The 14,481-nt window shown below is 41.0% G+C and carries 13 protein-coding genes; 4 read left to right on the top strand and 9 right to left on the bottom strand.

Translation table 11 applies throughout. The features are described from left to right. Positions 1-93: 93 nt before the first annotated feature. The 3 genes from KG708_RS04015 to KG708_RS04005 all read right to left on the bottom strand — a co-directional run bounded on the left by KG708_RS04015 (position 94) and on the right by KG708_RS04005 (position 3,125). Entirely contained in the window at positions 94-663 is a 570-nt protein-coding gene (locus tag KG708_RS04015; RefSeq protein ID WP_013464990.1) for an outer membrane beta-barrel protein, read from the bottom strand. 249 nt (positions 664-912) lie between these two features. Then, the gene (locus KG708_RS04010; protein WP_024602547.1) at positions 913-1,377 is read right to left on the bottom strand and encodes an acyl-CoA thioesterase; all 465 of its coding nucleotides are present in this window, start codon (positions 1,375-1,377) and stop codon (positions 913-915) included. Between the two features lie 101 nt (positions 1,378-1,478). After that, positions 1,479-3,125 carry an electron transfer flavoprotein-ubiquinone oxidoreductase gene (locus KG708_RS04005; RefSeq protein ID WP_213608206.1) on the bottom strand — a complete coding sequence of 549 codons (1,647 nt, stop codon included), beginning with the start codon at positions 3,123-3,125 and terminating at the stop codon, positions 1,479-1,481. Between the two features lie 219 nt (positions 3,126-3,344). Here KG708_RS04005 and KG708_RS04000 point away from each other — a divergent pair, with 219 nt between their 5' ends. From KG708_RS04000 to KG708_RS03990, 3 genes are all read left to right on the top strand, one after another. After that, entirely contained in the window at positions 3,345-4,094 is a 750-nt protein-coding gene (locus tag KG708_RS04000) for an electron transfer flavoprotein subunit beta/FixA family protein (RefSeq protein ID WP_013464986.1), read from the top strand. Beyond that, positions 4,095-5,021, top strand: a complete 927-nt coding sequence (locus KG708_RS03995) for an FAD-binding protein (protein ID WP_213608205.1) — start codon at positions 4,095-4,097, stop codon at positions 5,019-5,021. 185 nt (positions 5,022-5,206) lie between these two features. Beyond that, on the top strand, positions 5,207-6,286 hold the full coding sequence (locus KG708_RS03990) for a heparan-alpha-glucosaminide N-acetyltransferase domain-containing protein (RefSeq protein ID WP_213608204.1): 1,080 nt from the start codon (positions 5,207-5,209) through the stop codon (positions 6,284-6,286). Between the two features lie 131 nt (positions 6,287-6,417). On the opposite strand, the gene asnS is transcribed toward KG708_RS03990, so the two are convergent. Further along, positions 6,418-7,815 carry an asparagine--tRNA ligase gene (asnS, locus tag KG708_RS03985; protein ID WP_213608203.1) on the bottom strand — a complete coding sequence of 466 codons (1,398 nt, stop codon included), beginning with the start codon at positions 7,813-7,815 and terminating at the stop codon, positions 6,418-6,420. Between the two features lie 286 nt (positions 7,816-8,101). Between asnS and KG708_RS03980 the strand changes: the two genes are divergently transcribed. Beyond that, positions 8,102-8,536 (top strand): ATP-binding protein, encoded by a 435-nt coding sequence (locus KG708_RS03980; protein WP_008113825.1) that lies wholly within the window; start codon positions 8,102-8,104, stop codon positions 8,534-8,536. 57 nt (positions 8,537-8,593) lie between these two features. Here KG708_RS03980 and KG708_RS03975 read toward each other — a convergent pair whose 3' ends face one another. The 5 genes from KG708_RS03975 to bioA all read right to left on the bottom strand — a co-directional run bounded on the left by KG708_RS03975 (position 8,594) and on the right by bioA (position 14,458). Next, positions 8,594-9,604, bottom strand: coding sequence for an ABC transporter ATP-binding protein (locus KG708_RS03975; protein WP_213608202.1), 1,011 nt, complete (start codon positions 9,602-9,604; stop codon positions 8,594-8,596). A 13-nt stretch (positions 9,605-9,617) separates the two neighbouring features. Continuing rightward, positions 9,618-11,117, bottom strand: a complete 1,500-nt coding sequence (locus tag KG708_RS03970; RefSeq protein ID WP_213608201.1) for an iron ABC transporter permease — start codon at positions 11,115-11,117, stop codon at positions 9,618-9,620. Then, entirely contained in the window at positions 11,117-12,163 is a 1,047-nt protein-coding gene (locus KG708_RS03965) for an extracellular solute-binding protein (RefSeq protein WP_213608200.1), read from the bottom strand. The genes KG708_RS03970 and KG708_RS03965 overlap by 1 nt, the downstream gene beginning before the upstream one ends. After that, positions 12,164-12,976: a hypothetical protein gene (locus KG708_RS03960; RefSeq protein ID WP_213608199.1), complete on the bottom strand. Its 813-nt coding sequence runs from the start codon at positions 12,974-12,976 to the stop codon at positions 12,164-12,166. Positions 12,977-13,156: 180 nt separating this feature from the next. Continuing rightward, complete coding sequence (gene bioA / locus KG708_RS03955; RefSeq protein ID WP_213608198.1) at positions 13,157-14,458, bottom strand: adenosylmethionine--8-amino-7-oxononanoate transaminase; 1,302 nt, start codon at positions 14,456-14,458, stop codon at positions 13,157-13,159. Between the last annotated feature and the right edge of the window lie 23 nt (positions 14,459-14,481).

Genomic DNA, 14,481 nt, shown 5'->3' with positions numbered 1-14,481 from the left:
GTATTTTATTTTTAGACTAACAGGTTTAAATGTGAAATAAAAAAGGCAAGGCTACAAATAGCCTTACCTAACGATTTAATAATTAAGCTATTATTAAAACATATATTGGAAAGATACTGACGCAACGTCCATTTCTGGATCAATATCATCATCTAATTCGTAACGCTCATACTCTAAACGCACTTGCATATTGGTTGTGAAAGCATATTCAATACCTGCACCATAAAATACGTCACCACCGTCTTGTGATACGCTAACGCTGCCTACTGGTAGTTCTTGAGTTAAATCAGCATCCCATTCAAACCAACCGCCTTTTGCATAAACAGAAAAATCTTCAGTGATTGGCGCTGCAAAACGCGCTGCTAGTGATACCCCATCAATTTCTGCTTTACTGTCTATGTCACTCACTTCATCAAAATTTTGATAGGCAAGTTCAAGGCTTAAATGTTCATTAAATTGAGTACCGATATAACCTTTTAACATTTGCGCGTCGTCATCGAAATCGGTGTCGTTTTCGCTATCTTCAAACTGAAATGAATATTGGCCGTAACCAATACCCGTATAAATACGTGGAGAGTCCATGTCGGTAACATCAGCCTGTGCTGCTGAATTAAAACCCAGTGTTGCTAAAGCAAGTGCAGAAAGAGAAAGTGTTTTAATCATTGTATAGCTCCTTTAAAAAATAAAATCTAATGTTCGATAGATTCATCAAACGTCGATTTACTAATTGCAGTGAACATGCCAATAATTTTTTTGTTTAATATTTGCTCTTAAAGTGTATTTATTGAACTTTTTTGGTGATTTAAGTACGCAAAACATCCAGCTGTTAAGCGTACTGTTAATTTGTAAAAAATAAAAATTGTAGAATTTACAACTTGTTGTAGTTTATACATACCTGCAAAAGGTACTTAATTAAACTTGATAAAGTAAGTTTTCTGTTTCTATCGCTATTTGTTTCATTTTAATGGCGTAATTTTCTAGCTTTTTATCTTCGTCAGTAACAGATGTGAATTCAGGAACGGCAACAGGGTAACCCGTCTCATCCATAGCAACAAAACTTATTACACAATGATTAGTTTCAACTAAGTTTTGGGTTTTAGGGTCGCCACAGCGTACTTGTATGAAAATTTGCATACTGGTTTTACCGGTGTGTGCAATTTTGGCTTCCACTTCAACAATTTGGCCAACCAAAATAGGACGGCTAAACTTAACGCCCGCAACCGATACGGTTACGCAGTAATGACCGCTCCAACCTGCAGCACAGGCATAGCCTGCTTGGTCAATCCACTTCATGACCACACCACCATGCACCTTACCACCAAAATTTACATCGGTAGGCTCTGCTAAAAAACGAAAAATTACACTCGACGACGCCATAGCACACTCTCATTTATTCATATTACTTAACAGCATAGCGCAAAAAAGGGGCCGAAGCCCCTGCAATTTAGGATAAGTTTATAATTTCTTTAGAAAGGTTGTTACATATTGGGGTAGTTAGGACCGCCAGCACCTTCAGGGGTGACCCAGGTGATATTTTGGCTCGGATCTTTAATATCACAGGTTTTACAATGCACACAGTTTTGTGCATTGATCACAAAGACTTGCTCGCCTTCGACTTCTTGTACTTCATAAACGCCGGCAGGGCAGTATCGCTGTGCAGGTTCATCAAATTTAACTAAATTTACCTTAATCGGAATTGATGCATCTTTGAGTTTTAAATGACACGGCTGCGATTCTTCATGATTAGTGTTTGATAAAAATACCGAAGAAAGCTTATCAAAGCTGAGTTTGCCATCAGGCTTCGGATAGGCAATCTTTTCAGTTTGATCAGCGTCTTTTAAAGTGGCGTGATCGGGTACGTTATCTTTAAAACTAAACGGTAGGGCACCCTTAAATATGTTTTGATCAAGGGTGTTGTATGCACCGCCTGCAAATTTACCTAATGTATGCATTGCAGGGCCAAAGTTACGAGATTGATACAGCTCTTTATACGCCCATGACTTTTTAAACTCAGCAGTGTACTGGGTTAAATCCGTGTTAGCTAAATCGTTTTGTAGCGCATTAAAAATGACCTCAGCGGCTATCATGCCTGACTTCATAGCCGTATGATTACCTTTAATTTTTGCAAAATTAAGCGTGCCTGCATCACAGCCCACTAACAAGCCACCCGGGAAATGCATTTTAGGCAAAGAGTGTAAACCGCCTTTGGCAATGGCGCGCGCACCATAAGCAATACGCTCACCCCCTTCGAGGGTGTTTTTAAATACCGGGTGGTGTTTTAAGCGCTGAAACTCATCAAACGGGCTTAAATGTGGATTTGAATAATTTAAATCAACAATTAACCCCACAACCACTTGGTTGTTTTCGCTATGATACATAAAAGCACCACCGCCAGTATCGCCACTCAATGGCCAACCGGTTCCGTGAACTACTTTACCAAGCTGGTGTTTAGATTCATCCACTTGCCAAATTTCTTTAAAGCCTAAACCGTAATGCTGAGGCGAGCATTCATCGTCTAATGCAAATTGATTAATCAGCTGTTTACCTAAATGGCCGCGACAGCCCTCAGCAAATACCGTGTATTTAGCACGTAACTCCATACCCGGCATGTAACCGTCTTTTTCGTCGCCGTTTTTATCCAGCCCCATATCACCGGTAATAATGCCTTTAACAACATCATCTTCAATAATGACTGAATGAGCACTAAAGCCTGGAAATATTTCAACGCCCAAGTCTTCTGCTTGCTCAGCAAGCCAACGACATACATTCCCCATAGAAACAATGTAGTTACCGTTATTATGAAATGTGTTAGGGGTTGCAAAATGAGGGATAGAGGTTGCTTTTTGTTCGTTATTAAACCAATAAATTTCATCGCTTTGGACTTTAGTCGTAACAGGCGCGCCCAATTCTTGCCAGTTTGGCAGTAGTTCATCCAATGCTTTGGTTTCAAAAACAGCACCTGATAATACATGCGCGCCCACTTCAGAGCCTTTTTCAACCACACAAATCATGCACTCTTGTTGTTTTTCTTGAGCTTGCTGCGCGAGTTTAATTGCTGTTGAAAGCCCAGCAGGGCCTGCCCCGACAACAACAACGTCAAATTCCATGGTTTCGCGTTCAATCATAATAACCTCTTTATCTATGACGGACTTACTCTTGCCCTATAGGCAAAAAGTAAGCTAAGCAACCTGTTATTTTGTGATGCAAATTAAACGTTACAGGTTGTGAATAGTTTAAGGTTATTTTAGGTTGACGTTTACGTCAACAGGAAGTAGTCTGATTTCATAAAATAAATAGGTTGACGTATACGTTAGCTTATAGGTTTAAATAATTATGGAGTCCCTATGAAAGTTCTCGTACCAATAAAAAGAGTGATTGATTACAACGTAAAAGCTCGCGTTAAACCTGATAACAGCGGTGTTGATTTAACAAACGTAAAAATGGCAATGAACCCATTTTGTGAAATTGCGGTAGAAGAAGCGATTCGTTTAAAAGAAGCGGGTACTGCAAGCGAAGTGGTTGTTGTGACTATTGGCGCTAAAGCATCACAAGAGCAATTACGCACAGCACTTGCCCTTGGCGCTGATAAAGCGATTCATGTTGAAACCGAGCAAAACCTAGAATCTCTTCATATTGCAAAGTTACTTGCGAAAGTGGTTGAGCAAGAATCTCCTGAGCTCGTTATTTTAGGCAAGCAATCTATCGATTCTGATAATAATCAAACAGGCCAAATGCTCGCTGCATTAACTAATCGCGGCCAAGGCACATTTGCCTCAAAAGTCGTTATTGAAAATGGCAAAGTGAATGTAACCCGCGAAGTTGATGGCGGTTTGCAAACTGTTGCACTAAATTTACCAGCGATTGTAACCACCGATTTACGTTTAAACGAGCCACGTTATGCGTCGCTACCTAATATCATGAAAGCTAAACGTAAACCGCTAGAAGTTATTGCGGCTGATTCGTTAGGTGTCGATTTAACACCGCGTATTGAAGTCGTTCGTGTAGAAGAACCAGCAAAACGCAGCGGCGGCATTATTGTTGAAGACGTTGCACAGCTTGTAGAAAAACTTAAAACAGAGGCAAAGGTGATTTAAATGAAAACTCTTGTAATTGCAGAGCACGATAACGGTGCCTTAAAACCAGAAACCTCAAAAACGATAAATGCTGCTGTAAAAATGGGCTTTGATGTCGATGTCTTATTAGCAGGCATAAACCTAGGTGCCATGAGTGAGTCACTTGCGAGCATTGAGGGTGTTGCGAATGTATTACTTGCAGATAATGCGGTTTATGAGCATCAACTTGCTGAAAGTATGACAGATTTAGTGTTATCACTTGCAGATAACTACAGCCATATTGTGGCAAGTGCCACGACGACAGGTAAAAACTTTATGCCACGCGTGGCCGCATTATTAGATGTTGCGCAAATTTCAGAAATTATTGATGTTATTGACGCAGATACGTTTAAACGCCCAATATACGCGGGTAATGCCATTGCAACGGTTAAATCACTCGATAATAAAAAAGTGATCACCGTGCGTGCAAGTAGCTTTGATTTACAAGGCGAACAAGCACCAGCTAATGTCGCAACCGTAGATACGGTCTCTGACTCACAGTTAAGTAGCTTTGTTAGCGTTGAGCAAACTGAATCTGAACGTCCAGAGCTCACCGCAGCTGATGTGGTTATTTCAGGTGGTCGTGGCATGCAAAATGGTGAAAACTTTGCACTACTTAATGGTATTGCCGATAAACTGGGGGCTGCAATTGGCGCTTCACGTGCAGCGGTTGATGCAGGCTTTGTCCCTAACGACATGCAAGTAGGTCAAACAGGTAAAATTGTTGCGCCTAACTTATATATTGCCGTAGGTATTAGTGGTGCAATTCAGCATTTAGCAGGCATGAAAGATTCAAAAATTATTGTGGCCATTAATAAAGACCCAGACGCGCCAATATTCCAAGTTGCTGATTACGGTTTAGTTGCTGATTTATTTGATGTATTACCTGAGCTTGAACAAGCTTTATAAAGTTTAATAACCACAGCATTAATAAAGTTAAATATTCTGATTTAAAGCCGCCGTTTCATTCTTGATTCTGCGGCTTTTTTAATTCATTAACGCCACTTATCTAAATTACTTGCGCTTGACTTTTTTTATAACAAAGTGACAGCGTTGTCATTTGTAGTCATACAAATTATTAAATAGGAGCCAAAATGACAAGGTATAAAGCGCTTGATGCTATGCGGGGGTTAACCATCGCATTAATGATACTGGTAAATACACCGGGATCGTGGTCCCACGTGTATGCCCCTTTACTTCATGCCGATTGGCATGGATGTACACCAACGGATGTAATTTTTCCGTTTTTTATGTTTATTATTGGCTCTGCGATGTTTTTTTCATTTAAAAAAACCAACAGCACAGCTAATGCAAGCCAAGTGTTTCGGCTGATAAAACGCGGTGCAATTATTTTTGCTATTGGCTTAGCGTTAAATATTTATCCCTTTACCACGAGCATTGAAAACTTAAGAATACTGGGCGTATTACAGCGAATAGGTATTGCCTATATTTTAGCGTCTATCTGTGTCTTGTTACTCAATAGGCGAGGGGTGATCAGCTTATCGGTTGTTATTTTAATTGCATATTGGTTACTGCTTTTAAGTGTTGGCACTAATAACGCTTATACGCTAGAAAATAACCTGGTTAGATCGGTTGATATAGCGGTGTTAGGTGAATCGCATTTGTGGCAAGCTAAAGGGTTAGCGTTTGATCCAGAAGGGCTTTTGAGCACCTTACCTAGTGTCGTGAGTGTTTTATTTGGTTTTGAGGTCACCCGCTTACTTACCAGCTCTAGCAGTCAATGGACAAGTATTAAGCGTTTGTTGGTCATTGGGGTTGTCTGTATTGCGCTAGGGCAATTAGGCTCGCTGATTATGCCAATTAATAAATCGCTTTGGACCAGTACCTTTGTTATTTACACCTCAGGAATTGCCTGTATTGTACTGGCCTTTTTTGTGTGGCTTTGCGACATAGTAAAACCCGAGCGTGTTGTTAATCCGTTAATTGTATATGGCTCAAATCCACTGTTTATATATGTATTATCGGCTGTGTGGGTACTGAGCTATTCACTGATTAATATTGGCGAGCTTAATTTAGGTGATTGGATGTATCAACAGTTAGCCTTAGTAATGAGCGCTAAATTAGCATCGTTCATATTTGCTTTATTACATATTATTGGCTTTTGGTTAATTTCAAATATGCTTTATAAACGCAAGATATTTATAAAAATTTAGTATTAATACCAATTAGCTTACGTAGGGGGGCAATTCGTTAAATTGCTCAAGTATTTATGCACATTGGTATAATTTGGCAATAAAAAACCAACCCGTAGGTTGGTTTTTTATTTAACGTTACAAAGCGTGGCTTAGTAAGTTGCGCTGCCTTTAGTACGAGGGAATGCAATCACATCACGTACGTTACCCATACCGGTAACGTAAGCAACTAAGCGCTCAAACCCTAAACCAAAGCCAGAGTGTGGCACGCTACCGTATTTACGTAGGTCGCGGTACCAGCTGTAGTCTTCTTTATTTAAGCCCATTTCGTCAAGGCGTGCATCTAATACATCAAGACGCTCTTCACGTTGTGAACCACCAATGATCTCACCAATGCCAGGTGCCACTACGTCCATTGCCGCAACGGTTTTACCGTCTTCGTTTTGACGCATGTAAAATGCTTTAATATCGCGCGGGTAGTTTTTAATAACAACCGGTGCTTTAAAGTGTTCTTCTGCTAGGTAACGCTCGTGCTCAGACTGTAAATCTACACCCCATTCAACAGCGTACTCAAATTTCTTGCCACATGCTTTTAGAATTTCTACAGCGTCTGTGTAATCAACTTGTGCGAAGTCTTTTTCAACAAATTCTTCTAAACGGCTAATGGCTGTTTTTTCGATACGTTGAGCAAAAAACTCCATGTCGTCGCGGCGTTCTTCTAATACCGCTTTAAACACGTACTTAAGCATGTTTTCAGCCAATTTTGCGATATCTTCTAAATCAGCAAACGCAACTTCTGGCTCTACCATCCAAAATTCAGCTAAGTGGCGAGATGTATTTGAATTCTCTGCACGGAACGTAGGACCAAAGGTGTAAATTTTAGACATAGCTGACGCATATGTTTCACCGTTTAGCTGGCCAGATACCGTTAGGAATGCTTCTTTACCAAAAAAGTCTTCGCTGTAATCAATTTTGCCTTTATCTGTCATTGGCAGGTTTTGCATATCAAGGGTTGATACGCGAAACATTTCACCTGCGCCTTCACAGTCACTGGCTGTGATGATTGGTGTGCTGATCCAGTAAAAACCTTGCTCATGGTAAAAACGATGAATCGCTTGCGCTAAACAGTTACGTACACGCGTTACTGCGCCAATCATGTTGGTGCGCGGGCGAAGGTGAGCGTGCTCACGTAAATACTCAATGCTGTGGCGCTTAGCCGACATTGGGTAAGTATCTGGATTTTCAACCCAGCCTAACACAGTCACTGAGTTAGCTTGAATTTCGAAAGATTGGCCTTGTCCTGCTGATTGTACTAATACACCGGTAACCGATACAGAACAGCCTGCTGTTAAGCTTGTAACTTCATCATAATTATTCAGTGAATTAGGAACTACCGCTTGAATAGGATCAAAACACGAACCGTCATGAACGGCTAAAAATGATATTCCTGCTTTTGAATCGCGGCGTGTACGGATCCAGCCTTTAATGGTTACTTGGCTGTCTACCGCAACATTGCCTTTTAATAGCTCTGAAATCGCTAAATGGCTCATCTTCACTCCAATGATATAAGTTGCCTAACTATATAAATTAATTGTGCGTTACTCATGCATTTATGTATGTAAGGTCACTGCACTTGAACCTTGTATAATACCTAGTAAAGTAAAATAAAAAAACTGTTGTGGGCAACTCTTTAAAAGTTTTTAGTCATGCGCGGTTTTTTTAACCAGTTTTTAGTGTTAAATGGCTACTATTACCATTTGTTGCTCTGAAATTTCATCAATTTGTGGCATTATTAGCAAATAAACCGAATTGACGTATTAATAAAAAATGGATGCTATGAAACAAGTTTTTATTTTACGAGGGCTACCAGGCAGTGGTAAGTCATATTATGCGCAAAATCTCGCCGAGGAACTTTCCGGAGCAGATGAAAGCCAATATTTTATTTGCTCAACAGATGATTACTTTGTTAACGAGCAGGGTGAGTACCATTTTGATAAGTTTAAATTATCGCAATATCATAATTTAAACTTGGCCCGTTTTATTAATGCCTTAGCACAAGGCATTGAACTGGTCATAGTGGATAACACCAATATTAAAAAGTGGGAATTTATTGCCTATTCACAAGCAGCGATAGCTTTAGGGTATCAAGTAAAAGAAGTGATTGTTGGTGAAGTAAAAGACAAATCAATGCAGCACTTATATGCCAAGCGCAATAGCCATAACATCCCGCTTAAAACCATTAGTAAAATGGCCTACATGTTTGAGTGGTAATTATAAGAAAAGCCCAAAATTAGGGCTTTTTCATAAAACTACTCGTGTTATTACGCGTTAGCTTTTAAATGCCGCCAATGGGTGAGATGTACTGAGCGAAACATGTACCTTGTCACCTGGGTGTACAACCACCTCATGGCTTACTCGGCTAGTTACCACGGTTTCGCATGCAAGTTTAACCGCGCATAAACGGCTACCGCCTTCAAAGCGTACCCAAATTACTTCACCATTATTACCAATACTGCTTTGTACTAATAATACATCATCTGGACGAAGTAAAACTTCTACCTCACCAGTGTCACAATCAACGCCGTTTGCAGGTACATTACCAATATCGGTAAGCGCTTGGCCGTTATTTAGGGTTCCTTTTATAAAGCTGGCTTCACCTAAAAAGCGGGCAACAAAGCGGTTGTTTGGGGTACTAAAACACTGCTCTGGGGTGTCAATTTGTTGTATTTTACCGCCTTTTAAAACACCCACACGATCGCCCACCGAAAGCGCTTCTTCTTGATCGTGCGTTACCCAAATTGCCGGTACACCAGCTTCTTTTAATGCGTTGCGGATATCCCAACGCAACATATCTTTTAAGGCAGCATCAAGGTTAGATAACGGCTCATCAAGTAATACAAAGTCAGGTTGGTGGGCAAGGGTACGCGCTAATGCTACGCGTTGCTTTTGCCCGCCTGACAGTGTGGCTGGTTTTTTATGCCTAAATGCATCTAAACCAAGAAGTTTTAGCCAGTGATCGGCAGGACTGCTGTCTTTAAGTTTAAAACATACGTTTTGTTCAACTGTTAAATGGGGAAATAATGCAAAGTCTTGAAACACCATACCTACGCTGCGTTTTTCAGGCGCCACAGTATGCTTTGGTGTCGCTGTCCATTTAGCCACTTTAATTTCACCCTCGCTAATCGGTAAAAGCCCCGCTAACGCTTGTAAAATAGTACTTTTTCCGCAACCTGTTGGACCAACAAGCATTAATATTTCGCTTTCACCTAAGGTGAAATTTAAATCGCTAACAACACGGTTACTACCATAATCTATAGACAACTGACTTACAGATAGCATTTTTTATAAATCCTTAATGTTCAAACTGGTTGCGTTTCTCGCCAGACATCATAATAGCTAAAGCACCCGCAGAAATCACCACCAACAATAAGCCAGGTATAGCAGCACGGCCAAAATAACCAGCTTCATAAACACGCCATAAGTAGGTAGATAGCGTTTCAAAGCCAGTGGGGCCTAATAAAAGTGTGGCTTCTAATTCACGCATTGACTCTAAAAAGACCAAGGCGCCACCTGCAATAATACCACGCATAGTTAAAGGTAAAGTAATACGCGTAAAGGCTTCGCGCGGGCTTGCGCCTAATACCCGAGCTGATTTTACCAAACTTGGGTCAAGATGCTCGGTGCTGGTACGCACAGAACCTACCGCAAGTGGTAAAAAACGTAGCATATAAGCAATAATCAATAAGCCCAGCGTTTGATATAAAAAGGGTAGTTGTAAGCCGCCATACACAAGCGCTGTGCCCATAACTATACCCGGAATACCAAAACCAAAGTAAGTAACACGTTCCATTACTTTACCCGCTTTTCCGGTTAGGGCTGCATGTGCCACCGGAATAGCCACAATAACGGTAACAATAGCGGCAATGGCTGAAGCGTAAGTTGAATGCCAGGCAATACTAAAATCAAACGAGCTAAAGCCATCACGCACTAACCACAAAGTAAATACTGCTAAAGGTAGGCCAATAGCGAGTAATAAAATAGGCGCAAAGGTGGCAAACATAGCGCCTAGTTGCCATTTTTTAGGGAATAAAATAAGCGAACGACCTTGACGCTCTGAGGCGGTTTTTATTTGTGATTCAATCATTAATAAAAAGCCAACAATCACCATCAGTTGCAGTGATAACATAGCCGCACGGCTTAATGCAAAAGCATTGTATTCCACATAAATAACACGGGTAAACGTATCTAAGCGCATCATTGCGGGAGTACCAAAGTCAGATAAGGTATACAGCGCAACCAATAATGACCCTGCAGCAATGCCATTTATTACGCGGGGTAAAATAACTTTAAATACGCTTTGCGTCATCGACATACCCAGTGTGCGAGCAGCGTTGACCATACTGGCATCTAAACTAAGTAAAGACGAACGGGTAGTCATCATAACAAACGGAAAAGTATACAAGGTCATGACAATGGCGGCTCCCGTTAACCCATACATAGAAGGGGTTTCAAAACCAAGTAAGTTGTTTATTTCACCGCCGGGACCAAATGCAGCATAAAGCGTAAAAGCGCCAATGTAACTGGGAATAGCAAGCGGGGCTGCAAACACCACCAGCCAAAACTTTTTAAACGGTAACTGCACATAGGCACTAATGAATGCCAAGGGCACACCAATTAAAATTGAACCTAATACAGTTAATCCCATTAACGACAGGGTATTGCCTAAAATAGTTAAATTATGGCTATCAAAAAAAGAGCTTGCGTCAGAGGCAAGCGTAATTAAAACAAAAATAGGGGTCAGGGTCACTAGCGCTGCAAGCAGCGCCATTGGGTAAGATGTCGGTATTCGCATTATAAAACGCCGCTGCTGCGCATTAAATCTATAGTTGGGCGTAAATCAGCCAACTGAGTTAAATCAATTTTAGGTGGCGAAATACTGGTTAACTTAGGCAATCCATCGGGTTGCGTAATGCCATTAACCAAAGGGATTTCATAGGCTTCGCTTGCTAAATAACTTTGCACTTCAATGCTAAGTAAATAGCGCATAAAGTTGATTGCCAGTGGGTCTTCAGATAACGATAAAATACCTGAAGCGTTAACTAAACAGCCAGCATCATTTTGGGTAAAGGCTAAATCAAGTTTTGCATCGGGTTTACCTGATTTTAAGCGCAGCGTGTAGTAATGATTGGCAAAACCAATGTCTACTTCACCACGTTCAACGCCCATTACCACACCGAGTTCACCGGCGTAGGTTTTAGAACGTTTTTTAACTTTTTTAAGCCACTTAGCTGTTTTATCATCACCTTCTAAAAGTCGCATAGCGGTAATAAACGATTGAAAAGAAGCATAAGCAGGCGCCCAACCAATACTTAAATCACTGTCGGCAATGTCCATAATGCTCGTTGGAATTTGCTCTTTGGTTAAGCGATCGGTATTAAAGGGTAAAGTACGAATACGGCCAGTAACAGGTGCCCATTCATCGTATCTAAATTGTGGCTGTAATTGCGCTGATAAATCACTCGGCATGGGCTTGGCAAGGCCGGCATCGGTAACTAAACCAATTGCCCCAGAGTCGACTGCCCAAAATAAGTCGGCACGTTTAACCCCTGCATTTGCTTCGGCAACAATGGTGTTGGCAAGCGCTGCGGTAGGGCCGCGACGAATGGCAAGGTCAAGATCAGGGTTCTTTTTTTGAATGGCTTGTAATACGTTTTCGTATAAGCCACCTTCACCACGGCCTAAATAAAGCGTCAATGCACCTTTTAATTTAGGCAATGTATCAACAGACACGGGGTTTGCAATAGCAATATCAGCGGCAAAAGCGCGTGAAAGCGATAGCGGTAAAGCACCCGCTACCCCTAACGCAGCTAAGCCTTGAATAAAGGTTCTGCGTTTCACTTAAAATACATCCTTACGTGCTTTTTCTGCTTTTTCAATCAGCGTTTGAGCGCGGCTTAGTTTGGTTTGCATATCAACAACCACATCACGAACTTCATCAACACTTTTATTATTAGAAATTGCTTGTGGAAGTGTTACGTTAAAGTCTTTTTCTAGAACTTCTACTAACTTCGCGTCTTGCTCAATGAGTGTACCTTCAACACCTTCAAATAAATGTAGGTAAGTATCGTGCACTATGTTGGTGGCTTCATCGCTTAAACGTTCTGCGTATTTAGCGACCACTCGGTCTAATTTATGTTTAATTTCGTCAATGGTCGCACTTTGCGTCATTTCTTTGGTTGCTGTTGCTTTTACGCTATCTAATAACCCTTTTTGTTGAAACTTAGCCGCTAGTTTCACTGCGCCTAATCCTTGCCATAGGGCATTGTTCATTGCTTGTTGTTGTTTGCGTACTTCTAGCGCTGGTTTTTTATTATCGATAGCCATTTTTATGCCGTATAAACCTTGCCAAATAGAGGCGTACACAGGTACGTAATTAGTTTCTATGGCACTATGAATTTTAACTGACTCCCAGTACTCAATTAAATCATCACTATTAACTGCCTTTACGCCTTTTTTTTCATAATCGTTAACCATGGTATCAACCTTTGCAACCATCCATTCTACTTCTTCATTGTAGGTTTTTAGGTTAGCTTGAAGGTGATTAACATGCTCACCAATTGGGCCGTTAGCAAGTGCTGGTTGTGCAAAAATAGCAGAGGCGAGTAAAAAACTTGCACTTAATGTCTTGGCAGGCTTAAGTAATATTTTCATAGCAAGTGAGTCCATAAATGTTATTGTAAATGATAGGCATTATCATATCCCTAAAGATCACTCAGATCAACACACTAAATGACAGGTCAGGGCTAAAAATACCAATGTTTTGGGACGAATAGGCAGCAAACTAATTATTTGCATAAATTTTAACGTAACCCTTAATAATAGTTAACCTATCTATACGTAATGTTTACCTTTTATGGCGTTATAAATAGCATCACATAAAGCGCGAATACTGTTTTTGTCACTTATATACGGTGGCATTAGGTAAATTAGTTTACCAAAGGGGCGTATCCATACTCCTTGAGATACAAAATAAGCCTGAATTTTAGCGACATCAATGCTACCAGCCTCTTCTGTAAGCTCTACTACGCCAATAGCTCCTAAAGTACGTACATTCGCCACGGCGCTGAGGGCTTGGCATTTATAAAGCTGCTGTAATTGAGTATTTATTTCGCTGATACGGTGTTGCCAGTTTTGGCTTAGTAATAAATCAATACTGGCGCAAGCAACAGCACAGGCAAGGGGATTTCCCATAAATGTAGGTCCGTGCATCAAAACCCCAGCTTCTCCTTCGCTGATTCCTGTGGCTATTTTGTCGCTAGTTATGGTTGCCGAAAGGGTCATTGCGCCACCAGTCAGCGCTTTACCTATACATAGTATATCGGGCTCTATATTGGCATGCTCTACAGCAAACAATTTGCCGGTGCGGCCAAATCCGGTGGCAATTTCATCGCAAATAAGCAGCACATCGTATTGAGTGCAGAGCTTACGTACACAGGCTAAATACTCAGGATGATAAAAATTCATCCCCCCGGCGTTTTGCACAATAGGTTCAATAATAAACGCGGCGACTTGCTGGTGGTGCTTTAAAAAATAGCTTTCGAGTTCATCGGCCTCAGCTTGATTAAACGCACTATTAAATTGGCTAATAGGGGCAGGCACAAAAATATGCTCAGGCAAAAAACCAGCGTACAAACTATGCATAGAATTAATAGGATCGCACACACTCATCGCTGCAAACGTATCGCCATGGTAGCCTTTGAACGGGGTCATTAATTTTTGTTTTGTTGTAACTCCTTGGCTTAACCAATATTGCAGCGCCATTTTTATAGCTACTTCCACACTTACTGAGCCACTGTCGGCTAAAAACACCTTTGTTAATCCCTCTGGCGTTATCGCTACCAGCTTTTTACAGAGCTCTACTGCCGGCTGGTGGGTTATGCCACCAAACATTACATGGCTCATTTTATTTATTTGGGCGTGCATCGCTTCATTTAAAACAGGGTGGTTATAGCCGTGAATAGCACTCCACCATGAAGCCATACCGTCAATGAGTTGTTCGCCCGTTTCTAAGTGAATAAGGTTGTGATTTGCATGCGTAACGGGGTAAACCGGAATAGGTTGAGTCATTGATGTGTAGGGGTGCCAAATGTGCTGACGATCAAAATCAAGGTCTATCGTTCGTTTTGTATTCATATGTAAACTTTAACTAAGTGAGC

It is taken from the genome of Pseudoalteromonas sp., assembly GCF_018402495.1.
Lineage (GTDB): Bacteria > Pseudomonadota > Gammaproteobacteria > Enterobacterales > Alteromonadaceae > Pseudoalteromonas.
Note: the sequence above shows the minus strand (reverse complement) of the source record. Positions and strands in the feature narration are given on the sequence as shown.

Bases quoted from the DNA above. Each gene is read 5' to 3' on its own strand.
- KG708_RS03970 (WP_213608201.1), bottom strand. From the start codon at position 11,117: ATGCGAATACCGACATCTTACCCAATGGCGCTGCTTGCAGCGCTAGTG.
- KG708_RS03980 (WP_008113825.1), top strand. From the start codon at position 8,102: ATGAAACAAGTTTTTATTTTACGAGGGCTACCAGGCAGTGGTAAGTCA.
- asnS (WP_213608203.1), bottom strand. From the start codon at position 7,815: ATGAGCCATTTAGCGATTTCAGAGCTATTAAAAGGCAATGTTGCGGTA.
- KG708_RS03995 (WP_213608205.1), top strand. From the start codon at position 4,095: ATGAAAACTCTTGTAATTGCAGAGCACGATAACGGTGCCTTAAAACCA.
- bioA (WP_213608198.1), bottom strand. From the start codon at position 14,458: ATGAATACAAAACGAACGATAGACCTTGATTTTGATCGTCAGCACATT.
- KG708_RS03960 (WP_213608199.1), bottom strand. From the start codon at position 12,976: ATGAAAATATTACTTAAGCCTGCCAAGACATTAAGTGCAAGTTTTTTA.
- KG708_RS04000 (WP_013464986.1), top strand. From the start codon at position 3,345: ATGAAAGTTCTCGTACCAATAAAAAGAGTGATTGATTACAACGTAAAA.
- KG708_RS04005 (WP_213608206.1), bottom strand. From the start codon at position 3,125: ATGATTGAACGCGAAACCATGGAATTTGACGTTGTTGTTGTCGGGGCA.
- KG708_RS04010 (WP_024602547.1), bottom strand. From the start codon at position 1,377: ATGGCGTCGTCGAGTGTAATTTTTCGTTTTTTAGCAGAGCCTACCGAT.
- KG708_RS03990 (WP_213608204.1), top strand. From the start codon at position 5,207: ATGACAAGGTATAAAGCGCTTGATGCTATGCGGGGGTTAACCATCGCA.
- KG708_RS04015 (WP_013464990.1), bottom strand. From the start codon at position 663: ATGATTAAAACACTTTCTCTTTCTGCACTTGCTTTAGCAACACTGGGT.
- KG708_RS03975 (WP_213608202.1), bottom strand. From the start codon at position 9,604: ATGCTATCTGTAAGTCAGTTGTCTATAGATTATGGTAGTAACCGTGTT.